The sequence below is a fragment of the Actinomadura meyerae genome (genome assembly GCF_900188445.1).
Classification (GTDB): Bacteria; Actinomycetota; Actinomycetes; order Streptosporangiales; family Streptosporangiaceae; genus Spirillospora; species Spirillospora meyerae.
Genome location: NZ_FZOR01000006.1, coordinates 1 through 14005, shown reverse-complemented (window position 1 = coordinate 14005; position 14005 = coordinate 1). Strand labels below are relative to the sequence as shown.

The 14005-nt window shown below is 74.3% G+C and carries 16 protein-coding genes; 6 read left to right on the top strand and 10 right to left on the bottom strand.

Annotated features, from left to right (window positions below):
* The first annotated feature begins 7 nt into the window (after window positions 1–7).
* Window positions 8–811 (top strand): class I SAM-dependent methyltransferase, encoded by an 804-nt coding sequence (locus CHF16_RS08430; RefSeq protein ID WP_089325373.1) that lies wholly within the window; start codon window positions 8–10, stop codon window positions 809–811.
* A gap of 105 nt (window positions 812–916) precedes the next feature.
* Here CHF16_RS08430 and CHF16_RS08425 read toward each other — a convergent pair whose 3' ends face one another.
* The 5 genes from CHF16_RS08425 to CHF16_RS08405 all read right to left on the bottom strand — a co-directional run bounded on the left by CHF16_RS08425 (window position 917) and on the right by CHF16_RS08405 (window position 2850).
* Window positions 917–1213: a hypothetical protein gene (locus tag CHF16_RS08425; protein ID WP_089325372.1), complete on the bottom strand. Its 297-nt coding sequence runs from the start codon at window positions 1211–1213 to the stop codon at window positions 917–919.
* A 5-nt stretch (window positions 1214–1218) separates the two neighbouring features.
* Window positions 1219–1413 (bottom strand): DUF1059 domain-containing protein, encoded by a 195-nt coding sequence (locus CHF16_RS08420; protein WP_089325371.1) that lies wholly within the window; start codon window positions 1411–1413, stop codon window positions 1219–1221.
* Between the two features lie 144 nt (window positions 1414–1557).
* The gene (locus CHF16_RS08415; RefSeq protein ID WP_089325370.1) at window positions 1558–2058 is read right to left on the bottom strand and encodes an SRPBCC family protein; all 501 of its coding nucleotides are present in this window, start codon (window positions 2056–2058) and stop codon (window positions 1558–1560) included.
* Window positions 2055–2423 carry an ArsR/SmtB family transcription factor gene (locus CHF16_RS08410; protein ID WP_218826590.1) on the bottom strand — a complete coding sequence of 123 codons (369 nt, stop codon included), beginning with the start codon at window positions 2421–2423 and terminating at the stop codon, window positions 2055–2057. The genes CHF16_RS08415 and CHF16_RS08410 overlap by 4 nt, the downstream gene beginning before the upstream one ends.
* 85 nt (window positions 2424–2508) lie before the next feature.
* Entirely contained in the window at window positions 2509–2850 is a 342-nt protein-coding gene (locus CHF16_RS08405) for an ArsR/SmtB family transcription factor (RefSeq protein WP_089325369.1), read from the bottom strand.
* 53 nt (window positions 2851–2903) lie between these two features.
* Here CHF16_RS08405 and CHF16_RS08400 point away from each other — a divergent pair, with 53 nt between their 5' ends.
* Both CHF16_RS08400 and CHF16_RS08395 read left to right on the top strand, forming a co-directional pair.
* Window positions 2904–3650, top strand: coding sequence for an SDR family NAD(P)-dependent oxidoreductase (locus tag CHF16_RS08400; RefSeq protein WP_245868289.1), 747 nt, complete (start codon window positions 2904–2906; stop codon window positions 3648–3650).
* 10 nt (window positions 3651–3660) lie between these two features.
* Window positions 3661–5220 (top strand): FAD-binding oxidoreductase, encoded by a 1560-nt coding sequence (locus tag CHF16_RS08395; protein ID WP_089325368.1) that lies wholly within the window; start codon window positions 3661–3663, stop codon window positions 5218–5220.
* A gap of 66 nt (window positions 5221–5286) precedes the next feature.
* On the opposite strand, the gene CHF16_RS08390 is transcribed toward CHF16_RS08395, so the two are convergent.
* Window positions 5287–6111 (bottom strand): helix-turn-helix domain-containing protein, encoded by an 825-nt coding sequence (locus CHF16_RS08390; protein ID WP_089325367.1) that lies wholly within the window; start codon window positions 6109–6111, stop codon window positions 5287–5289.
* An 80-nt stretch (window positions 6112–6191) separates the two neighbouring features.
* Window positions 6192–6755 carry a TetR/AcrR family transcriptional regulator gene (locus CHF16_RS08385; protein WP_089325366.1) on the bottom strand — a complete coding sequence of 188 codons (564 nt, stop codon included), beginning with the start codon at window positions 6753–6755 and terminating at the stop codon, window positions 6192–6194.
* 90 nt (window positions 6756–6845) lie between these two features.
* Here CHF16_RS08385 and CHF16_RS08380 point away from each other — a divergent pair, with 90 nt between their 5' ends.
* A complete protein-coding gene (locus CHF16_RS08380; protein WP_089325365.1) occupies window positions 6846–7760 on the top strand; it encodes an SDR family oxidoreductase in 915 nt (304 codons plus the stop codon).
* 26 nt (window positions 7761–7786) lie between these two features.
* Here the strand turns inward: CHF16_RS08380 and CHF16_RS08375 are convergent, their stop codons facing one another.
* Entirely contained in the window at window positions 7787–8662 is an 876-nt protein-coding gene (locus CHF16_RS08375; protein WP_089325364.1) for an alpha/beta fold hydrolase, read from the bottom strand.
* A 69-nt stretch (window positions 8663–8731) separates the two neighbouring features.
* On the opposite strand from CHF16_RS08375, the gene CHF16_RS08370 reads away from it, so the two are divergent.
* Complete coding sequence (locus tag CHF16_RS08370; protein ID WP_089325363.1) at window positions 8732–9442, top strand: glycerophosphodiester phosphodiesterase; 711 nt, start codon at window positions 8732–8734, stop codon at window positions 9440–9442.
* A 99-nt stretch (window positions 9443–9541) separates the two neighbouring features.
* Here CHF16_RS08370 and CHF16_RS08365 read toward each other — a convergent pair whose 3' ends face one another.
* Window positions 9542–11035, bottom strand: a complete 1494-nt coding sequence (locus tag CHF16_RS08365) for a DEAD/DEAH box helicase (RefSeq protein WP_218826589.1) — start codon at window positions 11033–11035, stop codon at window positions 9542–9544.
* A 487-nt stretch (window positions 11036–11522) separates the two neighbouring features.
* Here CHF16_RS08365 and CHF16_RS08360 point away from each other — a divergent pair, with 487 nt between their 5' ends.
* Complete coding sequence (locus CHF16_RS08360) at window positions 11523–13364, top strand: serine/threonine-protein kinase (protein ID WP_089325361.1); 1842 nt, start codon at window positions 11523–11525, stop codon at window positions 13362–13364.
* A gap of 95 nt (window positions 13365–13459) precedes the next feature.
* Here CHF16_RS08360 and CHF16_RS08355 read toward each other — a convergent pair whose 3' ends face one another.
* Window positions 13460–13768 (bottom strand): GlsB/YeaQ/YmgE family stress response membrane protein, encoded by a 309-nt coding sequence (locus tag CHF16_RS08355; protein ID WP_245868288.1) that lies wholly within the window; start codon window positions 13766–13768, stop codon window positions 13460–13462.
* Window positions 13769–14005 lie beyond the last annotated feature (237 nt).

Below are 14005 nucleotides of genomic sequence, written 5' to 3'. Positions count from 1 at the left end.
AGACCCGATGGAAGGCGTGTCCGCGACGGCCCGCTGGACGGCCGCGGCGCGCGCGGTGGAGACCCGCCGCGCCGACGCCCTGTTCACCGACGCCCTCGCCGAGGCGCTCGCCGGCCCGGAGGGCTTCGCCCGCTGGGAGCGCTACGACAACCCCGGCACGACCGAGTTCCTCGCCATCCGCACCCGCTGGCTGGACGAGGTGATCGCCCGGTCCGCGCCGGCCCAGGTCGTGCTGGTCGCGGCGGGCCTGGACACCCGGTCGGTGCGGCTGCACTGGCCGTCCGGGACCGTCCTGTACGAACTCGACCAGGCCGCGCTCATGGAGTGGAAGGAGAAGAGGCTCGCCGAGCTGGAGGCCGTCCACCGCTGCGACCGGCGCGGCATCGGCACCGACCTGACCGGGCCGTGGGACGGGGACCTCCGCGCCGCCGGGTGGGACGCCTCCGCCCCCACCCTGTGGGTCGCCGAGGGCCTGCTGTTCTACCTGACCGAGGGGGACGCCCGCACCCTGCTGGAGCGGCTGGCCTCCCTCTCGGCTCCCGGCAGCGTCCTGGCCGGCGACCTGATCGCCCACCAGTCGATGATCAGCGAGTTCACCCGGGAGGGCCTTGCGCGCCTCCGCGCGGACGGCTGCCCCTGGCTCTGGGGGACCGACCGTCCGGAGGAGTTCCTGAGCTCCTGCGGGTGGACTCCCGAGCAGGTGCGGCTGCCCGGCGAGGACGGCGCGTCCTACGGCCGCTGGCCCTGGCCGCCGCTGCCCCGCGACACGCTCGGGTTCCCGATGAACTACCTGTTCACGGCCACGGTCTGACCAGCGGCGGTCCGAGCAGGCCCGGCCCGAACGGGAGCGGTCCGAGCGGCCGCGATGTGAGCCGCCGCCCCCCGCGGACGCGTCAGGCGCCGCGGGGGGTGTGCGTCACAGCGGCTCGTCGCGAACCACGTCCAGGTTCATGAACTTCGGCCCGGAGCTGCACAGCCCCTGGATCCGCTCGGCGATCCGCCGCGTCTCCGGCAGGTCGCTGTTGCGCATCGCCTCCTCGTAGGACGGGAACTCGACGATGTCCACGAAGTGGGCCGGGTTCTCGTGGTCCTTCGTGTGGAACTCGTGCGTCGCCGTGCGCTTGCCCTCGGTCGCGCTCGCCCACTCGTCGAACAGCCCGTCCAGCTCGTCCTGGCGGTCGGTCTCGTACTCGATGATCTGAACGAAGGTCATCCGCGTCAGCTCCCCGCCATCGCGGGCTCGTCCTTGAGGCCCGCGCGGATCTCGTCCCGCAGCTCGGGGGTGTCGTCGTGCCCGTGCACGGAGGCCGCGTGCTCGGCGGCGGCGCGGACGACCTCGTCCTCCTCGCCGCTGATGGTGAGCGTGCAGCCCGACTCGCTCGGCATGTCCCTGCAGTCGGCCATCTTGCGCATGTCCCCTCCTCGCCGGCCCAGGCCCCGGCACGCGGAGGGCGCGCTCGCGGCTCCGCGGCACCGGCCGTCCGGGCCCGTCGCGCCGCATCGCCACATCCACCTTCAATCGTGACATATGCCCATGTCAGAGTGAAGACGGGCGGCTCAGTCCGCGGTCAGGCCCGCGTAGTACGCGCACTGCGCCGGGTAGTAGTCGTCGAAGTCCGGGGCGGGGGCACCCGCCAGCGAGGCGGCCAGCCGGTCGAGGTAGTACTCCCACCCCGGGCCGGTGGTGCTCACGTCGGTGCCGGGATCCAGATGGTGCGTGAAGGTCAGCGTCGTCACGCCCCCGGCCTCGTCGAGCCGGGCCTCCAGATGCCAGCGCCCGTACTCGTCGACGGTCTCGACCTCGAGCCTGCGCGGCGGCTCGCAGGCGAGGATCGTCATGTCGCTCTCGGGCCGCCCCTCCTCGTGGGTGAGCGTGAGCCGGACGGTGGCGCCGGGCCGGCCCTCCCCGCTCCAGTGCGCGAACCAGCGGGCCGTCCGCTCCGGCTCGGTGATGCCCGCCCACACCTCCTCGATCGTCGCCTTGAACTCGCGCGTCATCCGCAGGTCGGCACCGGTCGCCGTGGCGAGCAGCCGGCCTGTCGGCGTCGGTCGGGTCATCCCGTTCTCCTCGAAGTCGCGGGCGGGTCGCCTTCGTCCGGTCGCGCGCACCGGTCGCGCCGCGTCCGGTGGACCTCTGTCTCCAGGGCGTCGAAGCGCGCCTCCCAGGCGTCCCTGCGGGCCGCCGAGAGCCACCGGTCGATCTCGGCCAGGGGACCGGTGTCGACCCGGTAGTGGCGCTCGCGCCCCACCGGCTCGGCCGTGATCAGCCCCGCCTCCCGCAGCACCCGCAGATGCCGGCTCACCGCGGGGCGGCTGATCTCCGGGAACGCCGCGGCCAGCGCCCCGGCCGTCCGCGGCCCTTCGCCGAGCAGCACCACGATGCGCCGCCGCACCGGATCCGCCACCGCCTCGAAGACGTCCACGGTGATATGTAACCTTAGTGTTACGCGTTTTGTCCAGCGGGCGTACGGGCGGATTTCGGGGTCGGTCCGGGGGTCGGTCCGGGGGTCAGTCCGTGCGGAGGCCGACGTGGGCGCCGACGTCGTCGCCGCGGGCCGCGTCCAGGACGGCGGCGAGCAGCCCCGGGAAGCGGGCCTCCAGGTCGTCGCGCCGGAGCGTGACGTAGCAGCGGGTGCCCTCCTCGCGCGTCCGCGTGATGCCGGCGTCGCGCAGGACGCGCAGGTGGTGGCTGAGCGTCGACTTGGCGACCGGCGCCCGCAGCTCGCCCCAGCCGCGCTCGCGGCCGTCGGCGAGGACGCGCACCAGCCCCACCCGGATCGGGTCGCTGAGCGCCCCCATGACACCGACGAGGCCGATCTCGTCCGGAGCCGGATGGCGCGCTCGCTTCATGCCGCCATGCTACTTTGTTCGATGTTCGCCGAACATCGAACATAGGGAGCTTCGTGGACTTCACCGGTACGACCGTCATCGTCACCGGCGCCGGCTCGGGCATCGGCCGCGCCGCCGCCCGCCTCTTCGCCGGCGCGGGCGCCCGCGTCCTCGGCGTCGGCCGCCGGAAGGACGCCCTGGACGAGACCGCGGGCGGCCACCCGGGGATCGCCGTCCACCCGGCCGACCTGCGCGCCCCGGACACGGCCCGGGCCGTGGTCGACGCGGCGGTGTCCCGCTGGGGACGGCTGGACGTCCTGGTCAACAACGCCGGTGCGACCAGGATGATGCCGCTCGCGGAGACCACCGCCGAAGGCATCGCGGGCCTCTTCGAGCTCAACGTCACGGCCCCGAGCCTGCTGGCGCGCGCCGCCCTGCCGCACCTGTGCGACAGCAGGGGAGCGATCGTCAACGTGTCCAGCACCTACGGGCACCGCCCGCTGCCCGGCGCCGCCCACTACGCCGCGTCCAAGGCCGCCCTGGAGCAGCTCACCCGCAGCTGGGCCCTCGAACTGGCCGACGACGGCGTCCGCGTGAACGCGCTGGCCCCCGGCCCCACCGAGAGCGAGGCCCTGAGCGCGGCGGGCCTGCCGCCCGCCGCCGTCGAGGAGGTCAAGCGGGCGGAGGCGGCCCGCATCCCGCTGGCGCGCCGCGGCGACCCCGCCGAGGTGGCGGCCTGGATCGTCCGCCTGGCCGATCCGTCCAGCACCTGGCTGACGGGGCAGACCCTGGCCGTGGACGGCGGCCTCAACCTCACCTGATGATGGGGGCATGCGATATTGGTGGGGCTGGGGACATGTGGAGGACGCGGTCACGGGCGCGGAGCGCGCTGCGCTGATCGACCGGGTGGCCGGGCTGCTGCCCGGCGCCGACCTGACCGGCCACGAGCCCCCAGAGGTCGGCGACCTCGACGTTCGGCCCCCGCGTGTCACCGCGCCCCCGTCCCTGGCCGCGCTCTGCTCCGACGACCCGGCCGACCGGCTCGGCCACGCCCGGGGCAAGGCGTTCCGGGACGTCGTCCGCAACCTGCTGGGGGAGCTGGGCGAGGTTCCCGACCTGGTGGTCAGGCCGGGGACCGAGAGCGACGTGGTCGATGTCCTCGACTGGTGCGCCGGCGCCGGGATCGCCCTCATCCCGTACGGCGGGGGCAGTTCGGTCGTCGGAGGCGTGGAACCCCGCGGAGGCGGGCCCGCGATCAGCCTCGACCTGGGCCGCCTGGCCGATGTCGTAGAGATCGACACCACCGCCAGGGCGGCCCGAGTCCAGGCGGGCGTCTACGGCCCGGCGCTCGAAGACCACCTGCGGCCGCGGGGCCTGACCTTGCGGCACTTCCCCCAGTCGTTCGAGTTCTCCACGCTCGGCGGGTGGCTGGCCACCCGCTCGGGCGGCCACTACGCGACCGTCCTCACCCACATCGACGACATGGTGGAAGCCCTGCGGGTGGTGACTCCGGCGGGAGTGAGCGAGTCCCTGCGCCTGCCCGGCTCGGGCGCGGGCCCCTCACCGGACCGCCTGTTCCTCGGCTCGGAAGGGACCCTCGGCATCATCACCGAAGCATGGATGCGCCTCCAGCAGCGGCCCCGCTGGCGCGCGGGGGCGTCCGTGCTCTTCACCGCCAACGACGACGCCGTTGACGCGACGCGGGCTCTCGCTCAGTCGGGGCTGAACCCGGCGAACTGCCGCCTCCTCGACCCGATGGAGGCACTGCTGAACGCCGGTACGGACTCACCAGGCGGGGTCCTCGTCCTGGGCTTCGAGTCGGCCGACCACCCGGTGGACGCGCTCCTGGACCGGGCCCTGGAACTCTGCCGCGACCACGGCGGCCGGCCGCAGCCCCGCGCGAAGCGCGACGCGTCCGACACCTGGCGCGCCGCGTTCCTGCGCATGCCCTACCAGCGCGACGCCCTCGCCGCCCACGGCATGATCGTCGAGACGTTCGAGACGGCCTGCACCTGGGGCGCCTTCCCCGCCCTGCGCGAGGCCGTCCTCGCGGCGGCCCGGCGGGCGATGGACGAGGCCGGCGCCCAGGGCGTCGTGACGTGCCGCTTCACCCACGTCTACCCGGACGGCCCCGCGCCCTACTTCGGCGTGTACGCGTCCGGCCGCTGGGGCTCGACCGTCGCCCAGTGGGACGAGATCAAGACGGCCGTGTCGGACGCCCTGTCCGCCCACCGCGCCACGATCACCCACCACCACGCGGTCGGCCGCGACCACCGCCCCTGGTACGACCGCCAGCGCCCGGCCCCGTTCGCCGCCGCCCTCCGCGCCGTCAAGTCGACCCTGGACCCGGCGGGGATCCTCAACCCGGGCGTCCTGATCGACCCGTCCTGACCGCCCCCGTTCAGGCGGTCGCGTCGAACGCGATCCACACGTCGGGCGGCAGGTCGGGCCGTGACGCTACAGGGAGTCGCGGAGGCCGGTGAGGAAGGCGGCGGAGTCGGCGGGGGGCAGGGCCACCGCCTCCACCTTCCGCCAGGTGTCCCAGAGGTCGCCTCCGGCGACGTCGATGCCGAGGATCGTGTGGACGAGGGAGACGCGGTCGGGCCGGCCGGGGAACTCCAGCACGTCGAACGAGCCGTCCAGGCCCGCGTGGACGCCCGTCTCCGGCGGGATGACGCGGACGGTCGAGGCGCCGCCGAGGCCGAGCAGGTGGCCGAGCTGCGCGCGGAAGACCGCGGGCGGGCCGCCGTGGTGCTGGAGGGTCAGCCCGTCGAGGACGACCTCGAGCGTGCGGGGCGCTCCGCCCGGGCGGTGCCGTTGGCGGCTGCTGAGCAGGTCCCACTCCTCGTCCACGTCGACCTCGGGGATGTGGTGCTCGAACACCAGCCGCGCGTACGCCTCGCAGCGGACCAGCTCCGGCAGGTGGCCGATGCCGAAGACATGGATGAGCGGCGACTCCGACTCGACCGTGTAGATGTCGCGGACGAGGGCCTTGAGGCGCCCCACGTGGCGGGCCAGCCAGGGCGGGCCGGCCGGGCGGGACGCGAGGTCCACCAGCATCTCGCGCATGCGCGGCGGGGCGCCGTAGGCGTCCAGGATGCCGGCGACCTGCTCGGGCGTGATCGGCCCGAAGCCCGTCTCGACGCGGGCGAGCCAGTCGGCGTCGACGCCGAGGTGGGATGCCGCCTCGGCGTAGGACAGTTCGAGGATCTCCCGGATCTTCCGCAGATGCTGCCCCAGGCTCCGCGCGTTGATGTTGGGGGCTCGGTAATCCACCGGCATGCCCTCAGGGTAGGCCGGTCGCGACTCCGTTGCGCGGCTTTCTGATTGCTCACCGTTACATCCGGGTTTGTGGTTCTTCGTCAGGGAGCCGTCAGGGTTCTCAGCTCGCTGAGGGATTCCCGGATGACGTCCGTGAACTCCCGCCCGGCGGGTGCGTCGAGCCAGCGTTCGAAGGCGACCTTGAAGACGGCGATGCCGGTCTCGGCGGTGAGAGTGGCGGCCGGGCCGGGGACGCCGCGCTCGCGCAGGGCGTGCGCGAGCGCGGCGGCGAACGCCGCCATCTTGATCAGCTCGCGCTCGCGGAGCTCCGGGTTCGCCAGGATGATCTCCTGGCGGCGGGCGGCGCGGTCGCGGTGGCCCGCGAAGACGCCGCCGGCGGCCTCCAGGGCGGCGGCCGTCGCCTCCAGCGGGGTCGCGGCGGCGGGCGCGCCGGCGGCGGCGGTCGTCAGGAGGTCCAGCAGCTCCGCCGTGCCGCCGAAGAGGACCTCGCGCTTGTCGGCGAAATGCCGGAAGTAGGTCCGCTCGGTGACGCCCGCGCGGGCGGCGATCTCCGCGACGGTCGTCTTCTCGAACCCGCGCTCGCCGTACAGGTCCAAGGCCGCCTGCTCGAGCCGGCCGCGCGCGTTCGGCTCCCATCGCCCCATGCCGGGGATCCTAGTCGATGACAGTCACTGACATCGGCGTGGTAGCGTGATGACAGTGACTGACATCGGTCGTGGTACTGGAGGTTTCTCATGCGCGTGTTCGTCACCGGGGCGTCCGGCTGGATCGGGTCCGCCGTCGTCCCCGAACTCATCGGCGCGGGGCACCGGGTCGTCGGGCTCGCCCGGTCGGACGCCTCGGCCGCCGCGCTGGACAGGGCCGGAGCCGAGGTCCGGCGCGGCACCCTGGACGACCTCGACGTCCTGCGGGACGCGGCCGCCGCGTCGGACGGGGTGATCCACCTGGCGTTCAAGCACGACGTCGCCTTCGACGAGGGCCGCTTCCCGGACGCCGCCGCGGCGGACCGCCGGGCGGTCGAGGCGTTCGCCGACGCGCTCGCCGGTACCGGCCGGCCGTTCGTGCTCGCGTCCGGGCTGCTCGGCCTCGCGCCGGGACGCGTGGCGACCGAGCGGGACGAGGGCGGCGCCGCCGAGTGGGGAGAGGGGCCGTCGCTCCGGCAGGCCACCGCGAAGCTCGTGCTCTCCCTGGCCTCGCGCGGGGTCCGCTCGTCCGTCGTCCGGCTCCCCCCGACCGTGCACGGCGACGGAGACCGGGGGTTCATGGCGGGGCTGGTCGCGATCGCCCGCGACACCGGCGTCTCCGGTTACGTCGGGGACGGGGCCGACCGCTGGCCCGCCGCGCACGTCCTGGACGCCGCGAACCTGTTCCGGCTGGCGCTGGAGAAGGCCCCGGCGGGGTCCGCGCTGCACGCCAGTGCCGACGAGGGCGTGCCGCTCCGCGCCATCGCGGAGGTGATCGGGCGCCGGCTCGGCCTGCCGGTGGAGTCCATCGCTCCGGAGGACGCCGCCCGGCACTTCGGCTGGCTCGCCGCGATGGTCGGGGTCGACAGCCCGGCGTCGAGCGCGCTGACGCGCGAGCTGCTCGGATGGCGGCCGGTCCAGGCCGGGCTGCTCGACGACCTGGACAAGGGCCACTACTTCGCCTGAACGAAACGTCGGCGGGCCCCGGCGCGTTACTTCAGGCTCTGCTCCGTCTCCGTCCAGAAGGTGCGGAGGGCGGCGGCCGTGGTCTCCGGGGCGTCCCAGGCGGGGGAGTGGGCGGCGCCGGGGATGACGACCTTGGCGGCGTTCAGGTTCTCCGCCATGGCGGCCTGGACGGGCGGCTCCCAGACGTCGTCGTCCTCGCCGTACAGGACGAGGGTGCGCAGCCCGGAGTCGGCGCAGTGCTTGGTCAGCTCCTCGACGCGGTCGGGGGCGGTGAGCAGCTCGTCGGCCATGCGGGCGAGGCCCTTCGGGGAGTTGCCGACGGTGCGGGCCCGCAGGAACGCCAGGATCTCGGGCTCCACGCCGCGGCCCAGGTAGTCGGGTTCGAGGGCGAGCTCCCAGATCTGCGCGAGGCCGAGCTCGGGCAGGGCGTCGCGCAGGGCGCGGGCCTTCGCGGCGGCCTGCCCGGTCGCGGCGGCCGGGCCCGAGCTCATCAGGGTGAGCGACGCCGGCAGCGCCCCCGACAGGACGGTCTCCCGGCAGACGAGGCCGCCGAACGAGTGCCCCACGAGGTGGACGGGGTCGGGCCCGAGGACGTCCAGCAGGGACGCGATGTCGGCGCCGAGCGCGGCGCGCGTGTAGGCGGCGTCGTCGTCCGGCCCGATCGACTCGTACTGGCCGCGCATGTCGACGGCGACGACGCGGCGGCCGGACGCGGCCAGGGTCTGCAGGACGGCGAGGAAGTCCTCCTTGCTGCCGGTCAGCCCGGGGACGAGCAGCGCGGGCCAGCGGTCGGGCACGCCCGAGCCGGGGAGGGCCTCCAGCGCGGCGAACGCGCCGCGGGAGGTCTCGACGGTCGTCCGGCTCACGCCGGGGGGCAGGGTCAGGAACCGGGGCGTACTCACGGAGCACCAGCCTAGTCAATGGGTCCGGACGGACATCGGTGAAAAAGTTTCGGTGGTACCGTCACCAGCGTGCCTTCCACACCGGCCATCTCCGCGCACCGCCGGGACGAGGCGGGGCTGACGGGGCTCACCGAGGCCGCCGCGTCCGGCGCCGAGTACGTGGAGATCGACATCAGGCGGACGGGCGACGGACGGCTCGTCGTGCACCACGATCCCGAGGTCGCCGGGCTGCGCCTGAACCGGCTGAGCTACGCCCGCGTCCAGGACCTCGCCACCCGGCCCGTGCCGCTGGTCAGCGAGGCCATGGAGGTCATCGCGGGCCACGCCAAGGGGCATCTGGACCTCAAAGAGCGCGGCTGCGAGCACGAGACCGTCGCGCTCGCGGTGGAGGCGTTCGGCCGGGACGGGTTCGTCGTCACCACCCGCGAGATCACCTCGCTGATGGAGATCAAGAAGAGCTTCCCCGGCGTGCGGACCGCGCTGTCGGTGGGGCGCAACCTGTGGGAGCGCGGCGCCGCGCACGACTTCGCGCCGCTGCGCCTCATCCGCCGCGCGGGCGCCGACATGGTCGCGCTCAACCACCGGCTCGCCCGCGTCGGCGTGCTGCGGCAGTGCGGCCGCGCCGGGATCCCCGCCATGATCTGGACGGTCAACGCCGAACCGGTGATGCGGCGCTTCCTCGGCGACCCGCGCGTCGCCGTCCTGATCACCGACCATCCCGGTACCGCGCTGCGGCTCCGCGACGGCCGGGGCCGCCCGATCGGGCGCACCCGCCCGTAGCGGGACGCGGAGCGTCGCGGCGGGCCGGGAACAGCACGACCCGGGCCGGGAACAGCACAACCGCGAGACCGGGTGCGGTCTCGCGGTCGTCCCAGGTGATCAGGCCGTCTGCGATGCCTCGGCCTGCGAGGCCGCCGGCTTGCCGGCACGGGTGCGGCGGCGGGTGCGGCTCCGCTTGCGCTCGGTCGCCACGGCGTCGACCATGGTGCCGTCCGGCGCGCCACCGGACGCGGCGTCGGGCGCGGTGCCGGACCCGGCGTCGGACCCTGCCTCGGACGCGGCGGTCTCGGCCCCCGCCGCGGCCGCCTCGACGGGCTTACCGCCGCGGGTGCGGGTCCGGTTGCGCTTGCGGCGGCGCGGCCGCTCACGCTCCCGGTCCCGGTCCCGGTCGCCGCGGGTGTGGCTGCGGATCCGGCCGGTCTCGCCGATGTCCTCCAGCTCTTCGGCGTCCAGCCCGGCGCGCCCGTGCCGCTGCTCCTTCGGCAGCGTCCCCTTGGTGCCGGCGGGGATGCCGAGCGCCTCGAAGAAGTGCGGGGACGTGGAGTAGGTCTCCGGCGGCTCGGCGAACGGCAGGCCGAGCTGCCCGTTGATCAGCTTCCACCGGGTGAGGTCGGACCAGTCGATCAGCGTGACCGCGACGCCCTCCTTGCCCGCGCGGCCGGTGCGGCCGATGCGGTGCACGTAGGTGTCGGCGCTGTCGGGGCACTCGTAGTTGACGACGTGGGTGACGTCGTCGACGTCGAGCCCGCGGGCCGCCACGTCGGTGGCGACCAGCACGCCGATCTTGCCGTTGCGGAACGCGCGCAGTGCCCGCTCGCGCTGGCTCTGCCCGAGGTCGCCGTGCACGGCGGCGGCGTCGAAGCCGCGCTGCGCGAGGTCGGCGGCCACCCGGTCGCAGGCCCGCTTGGTCTGGCAGAAGATCATCGTCAGCCCGCGGCCCTCGGCCTGCAGCAGCCGCGCCAGCATCTCCGGCTTGTCCATCTGGTGGGCCTGGAAGACGTGCTGGACGACCTGCGGCGTCGCGTCCGACTCGGTGTGCGACTCGGCCCGCACGTTGGTGGGCCGGGTCAGGTACTGGCGCGACAGCGCGACGATCTCGCCCGGCATGGTCGCCGAGAACATCATCGTCTGGCGCTGCGCCGGGATCCGCTTGATGATCCGCTCGATGTCGGGCAGGAACCCGAGGTCGAGCATGCGGTCGGCCTCGTCCAGCACCAGCACGCCGACCTTGGACAGGTCGAGGTGCTTCTGCTTGACCAGGTCGAGGAGGCGGCCCGGGGTGCCGACGACGACGTCGACGCCCTCGCGGAGCGCGTTGATCTGCGGCTCGTACGCGCGGCCGCCGTAGACCGACAGCACGCGGGTGCCGAGCTTGCCGCCGGCGACCAGCAGATCGTCGGTGACCTGGAGGGCCAGCTCGCGGGTCGGGGCGACGACGAGGGCGCGCGGCTCCTTGCCGCCGTGCTCGATGCGCTGCAGCAGCGCGGCGCCGAACGCGAGGGTCTTGCCGGTGCCCGTGCGGGCCTGGCCGATGATGTCGTGCCCGCCCAGGGCGATCGGGAGGGCGAGTTCCTGGATGGGGAACGCTTCCACGATGCCCTCTGCTTCAAGGGCGTCTGCTATCTCGGGTACGACCCCGAGTTCACGAAAGGTAGTCAGGGCTTTCAGCCTCCAATATGCGGGGTCTCCGCTCCCGGGTGCGGCGCGGTTCCCCGGTGCGACCGCGTCCTCGCGGACACGCCGTCGTTCCGGTGGCCGCGCGCTCGCGCGGGAGGGACCAGCCGTTGCTCAAATCTCTCGGCGACCGCAGTCAGGGGTTGAAAGCAGTCACTCGCTGTGGCTGCGTGCGGTCACACTCCGCCACGCAGTGTACCGACCGCCGGTTACATACACCAATAGCCGATCACACGTCTCAACGTTCGCGCGGTCGCGCGTATTCCATGCCCCGTCCGCCAGGCATTATCCGGTGGGGGCGGAGGCGCCTCGCGGGACCCGGCCGCCGCCCTGCCGCGCGGCCACATCCGGACACTCCGTGGCCGGCGGCTCCGCCGCCGGCCCGGTGATCGCGCAGAGTTAGATCATGGCCGCTCAGCCCGCCGCCGAGACCCCGCCCTGGCGCGTCGACGGCTTCACCGAGGTCCGCGAGCTCGGGGCGGGCGCGCAGGGCCGGGTGGTGCTGGCCCGGCACGCGGGCTCCGGCGCCCCCGTGGCGATCAAGTACCTGGCCCGGCGGGACGGCGACGAGCGCGCGGTCGAGTCGCTGCGCGCCGAGGCGGTCATGCTGGGCCGGGTGGACGACCCCCACGTCGTCAGGCTGTACCGGTTCGTGAGCGCCGAGCGCGGCGTCGCGCTGGTGATGGAGGCGGTCAACGGGGTCTCGCTGAAGCGGATCCTCGCCGAGCACGGCGCGCTGGAGCCGGAGGCCGCGCTCACCGTGCTGAAGGGGTCCCTGCGGGGCCTCGCCGCCGCGCACGCGGCCGGGGTGGTGCACCGCGACTACAAGCCCGCGAACGTCGTCGTCCGGGCGGACGGGCTGAGCAAGCTGATCGACTTCGGCGTGGCCGCGCTCGCGGGGGACGGCGGCGGGTCGGGCACGCCGGCCTATATGGCCCCGGAGCAGTGGGAGAAGCGGCCCGCCTCCCCGGCCACCGACGTGTACGCCGCGACCTGCGTGTTCTACGAGTGCGTCACCGGGCGGCGGCCCTTCGGCGGCGACCTCGCGGCGCTCGCGGGCGCGCACCTGCGCGCGCCCGTGCCGGTGGAGGGCGTGCCCACCGCGCTGCGCGACCTGATCGCGCGGGGGATGGCCAAGGCCGCCGATGACCGCCCGTCCGGCGCCGCCGACTTCGTCGCCGAGCTGGACGCCGTCGCGTCCTCGGTGTACGGGGCGGGCTGGGAGGCGCGCGGGGTGCGGGCGATGGCGGGCGCGGCGGTCGCGCTCGCCGCCGTCTTCCCGCTGGTGGCCGCCGGGCTGGCCCCCGCCGGCGCGGCCGCCGGAACCGCCGCGGGCACGGCCGCGGGCACGGCGGCGGCCACCGGCACCGCGGCGGGCGTGACTGCCGGCGGCGGGGTCTCCGCGGCGGTCGCCGCCAAGGCCGCCGGGGCGGTGATCGCGGCGACCGCCGTCGCGGCGGGCGGCGCGGGCGTGTACGCGGCGAGCACCGGCGGCGACGCGGCGCCCGCGGACCGGCCCCGGGCCGTCCAGGTGCGGCCCGTGTCGTTCACGCGGACGTCGAGCGGCCCGACGACCCGCGTCACGGCGCGGGTGCCGCATGTCTCCGGGCTCCCGGCCGGGCTGGCGGGCAGGGTGAACGCGCTCATCCGGGAGCCGGCCGAGCGGTGGGCGGCGACCGCCGCATCGGACCTGGCGGCCTTCGCGCCGAGGGACGACCCGGCGAACCCCTACACGGGCAAGGTCGAGTACGACGTCGGCCTCAACGGCCCCAGGCTCTTCTCCGTCCGCTACACCTTCAGCGGGACGGCCATGACGCGGAACACACCCGCCATACGCGTGGTCACCGTCGACCTCACCACCGGGCGGGCGCTGGCGGCCCGCGACTTCCTCCGCCCCGACGCGCTGACCCAGGCGCGCATGAGCGCCCTCACCCGCCTGCTGGGCGAGTACGGACCGGGTCACGGTGCCCTGTGCGACGAGGGCCCGTTCTGGGACGCCGATGGCCGCAGGTACACCGGCAAGCCGTCGGACGCACAGGACCTCACCCCCGCCCTGGTGAACGAGGGCGTCCTGCACATGCTGCCGACGCGCCAGGGGATCGACTTCTACCCGCCGGTGGCGCGCATGGGGTACTCGATGGCGTGCGGCCGGGAATGGCGGGCGTTCCACATCCCCTACCGGCGCCTCGGCAGCTTCGTCCGGCCGGACGTCTTCCGCGCGGCGGGCGCCGCCGTCCCCACGCCCTGAGCCCTTCCGCGGCTTCGGAAGCCGTGAAGGCCCCCGCCTCGCGGGCGGGGGCCTTCACGGAGTGCCGGGCGCGCGTCAGACCGCGCGCCGCGCCGTTAGAACGTGCCGCGCCGGGTGCGCCAGCCGCGCCCGCGGCCGCCGCGTCCGCCGTGCCCGCGCGCGTTCATGCCGGTCAGTCCCGCCACTCCGAGCGCCGCGATCACGACGGCGAACACGAAGGCGATGAGCGTGCCCGCACCGAGCGCGTTCGCGATGACACCGCCGAGGACGGCGCCGGCGACCCCGATGAGGATCGTCAGCAGAACGCCGATCGGGTTCCGCCCCGGGACGAGCAGCCGGGCCAGGGCTCCGATGACGGCACCGACGACGATGAACCAGAGAATCGTCGTGAGCATGTCGATCATCCATTCCTTCTCCGTGGGCCGGACGGCCCGTGAACGGTGATCGGTATGCCCCTTATGTCAGGTTAAAACAAAGCGCAGGTCAAAGGCCCGGCGACACCACACGACGCGGGCCGGGCCGGCTGCGAGGTCAGGCGTACTGCGAGGATGCTCTTATGGATGTCAAGCGGCGAGTCTAAGATCGTTTGTGGTGATGATCTGGTAGAGCTCGCGGGCGACGTAGCGTTTGAGGCATCGGAT

What these genes read in the sequence shown, in the direction of transcription:
- CHF16_RS08430 (WP_089325373.1), top strand. Translation starts at nt 8, where the DNA reads ATGGAAGGCGTGTCCGCGACGGCCCGCTGGACGGCCGCGGCGCGCGCG.
- CHF16_RS08425 (WP_089325372.1), bottom strand. Translation starts at nt 1,213, where the DNA reads ATGACCTTCGTTCAGATCATCGAGTACGAGACCGACCGCCAGGACGAG.
- CHF16_RS08420 (WP_089325371.1), bottom strand. Translation starts at nt 1,413, where the DNA reads ATGCGCAAGATGGCCGACTGCAGGGACATGCCGAGCGAGTCGGGCTGC.
- CHF16_RS08415 (WP_089325370.1), bottom strand. Translation starts at nt 2,058, where the DNA reads ATGACCCGACCGACGCCGACAGGCCGGCTGCTCGCCACGGCGACCGGT.
- CHF16_RS08405 (WP_089325369.1), bottom strand. Translation starts at nt 2,850, where the DNA reads ATGAAGCGAGCGCGCCATCCGGCTCCGGACGAGATCGGCCTCGTCGGT.
- CHF16_RS08395 (WP_089325368.1), top strand. Translation starts at nt 3,661, where the DNA reads ATGCGATATTGGTGGGGCTGGGGACATGTGGAGGACGCGGTCACGGGC.
- CHF16_RS08390 (WP_089325367.1), bottom strand. Translation starts at nt 6,111, where the DNA reads ATGCCGGTGGATTACCGAGCCCCCAACATCAACGCGCGGAGCCTGGGG.
- CHF16_RS08385 (WP_089325366.1), bottom strand. Translation starts at nt 6,755, where the DNA reads ATGGGGCGATGGGAGCCGAACGCGCGCGGCCGGCTCGAGCAGGCGGCC.
- CHF16_RS08380 (WP_089325365.1), top strand. Translation starts at nt 6,846, where the DNA reads ATGCGCGTGTTCGTCACCGGGGCGTCCGGCTGGATCGGGTCCGCCGTC.
- CHF16_RS08360 (WP_089325361.1), top strand. Translation starts at nt 11,523, where the DNA reads ATGGCCGCTCAGCCCGCCGCCGAGACCCCGCCCTGGCGCGTCGACGGC.
- CHF16_RS08355 (WP_245868288.1), bottom strand. Translation starts at nt 13,768, where the DNA reads ATGATCGACATGCTCACGACGATTCTCTGGTTCATCGTCGTCGGTGCC.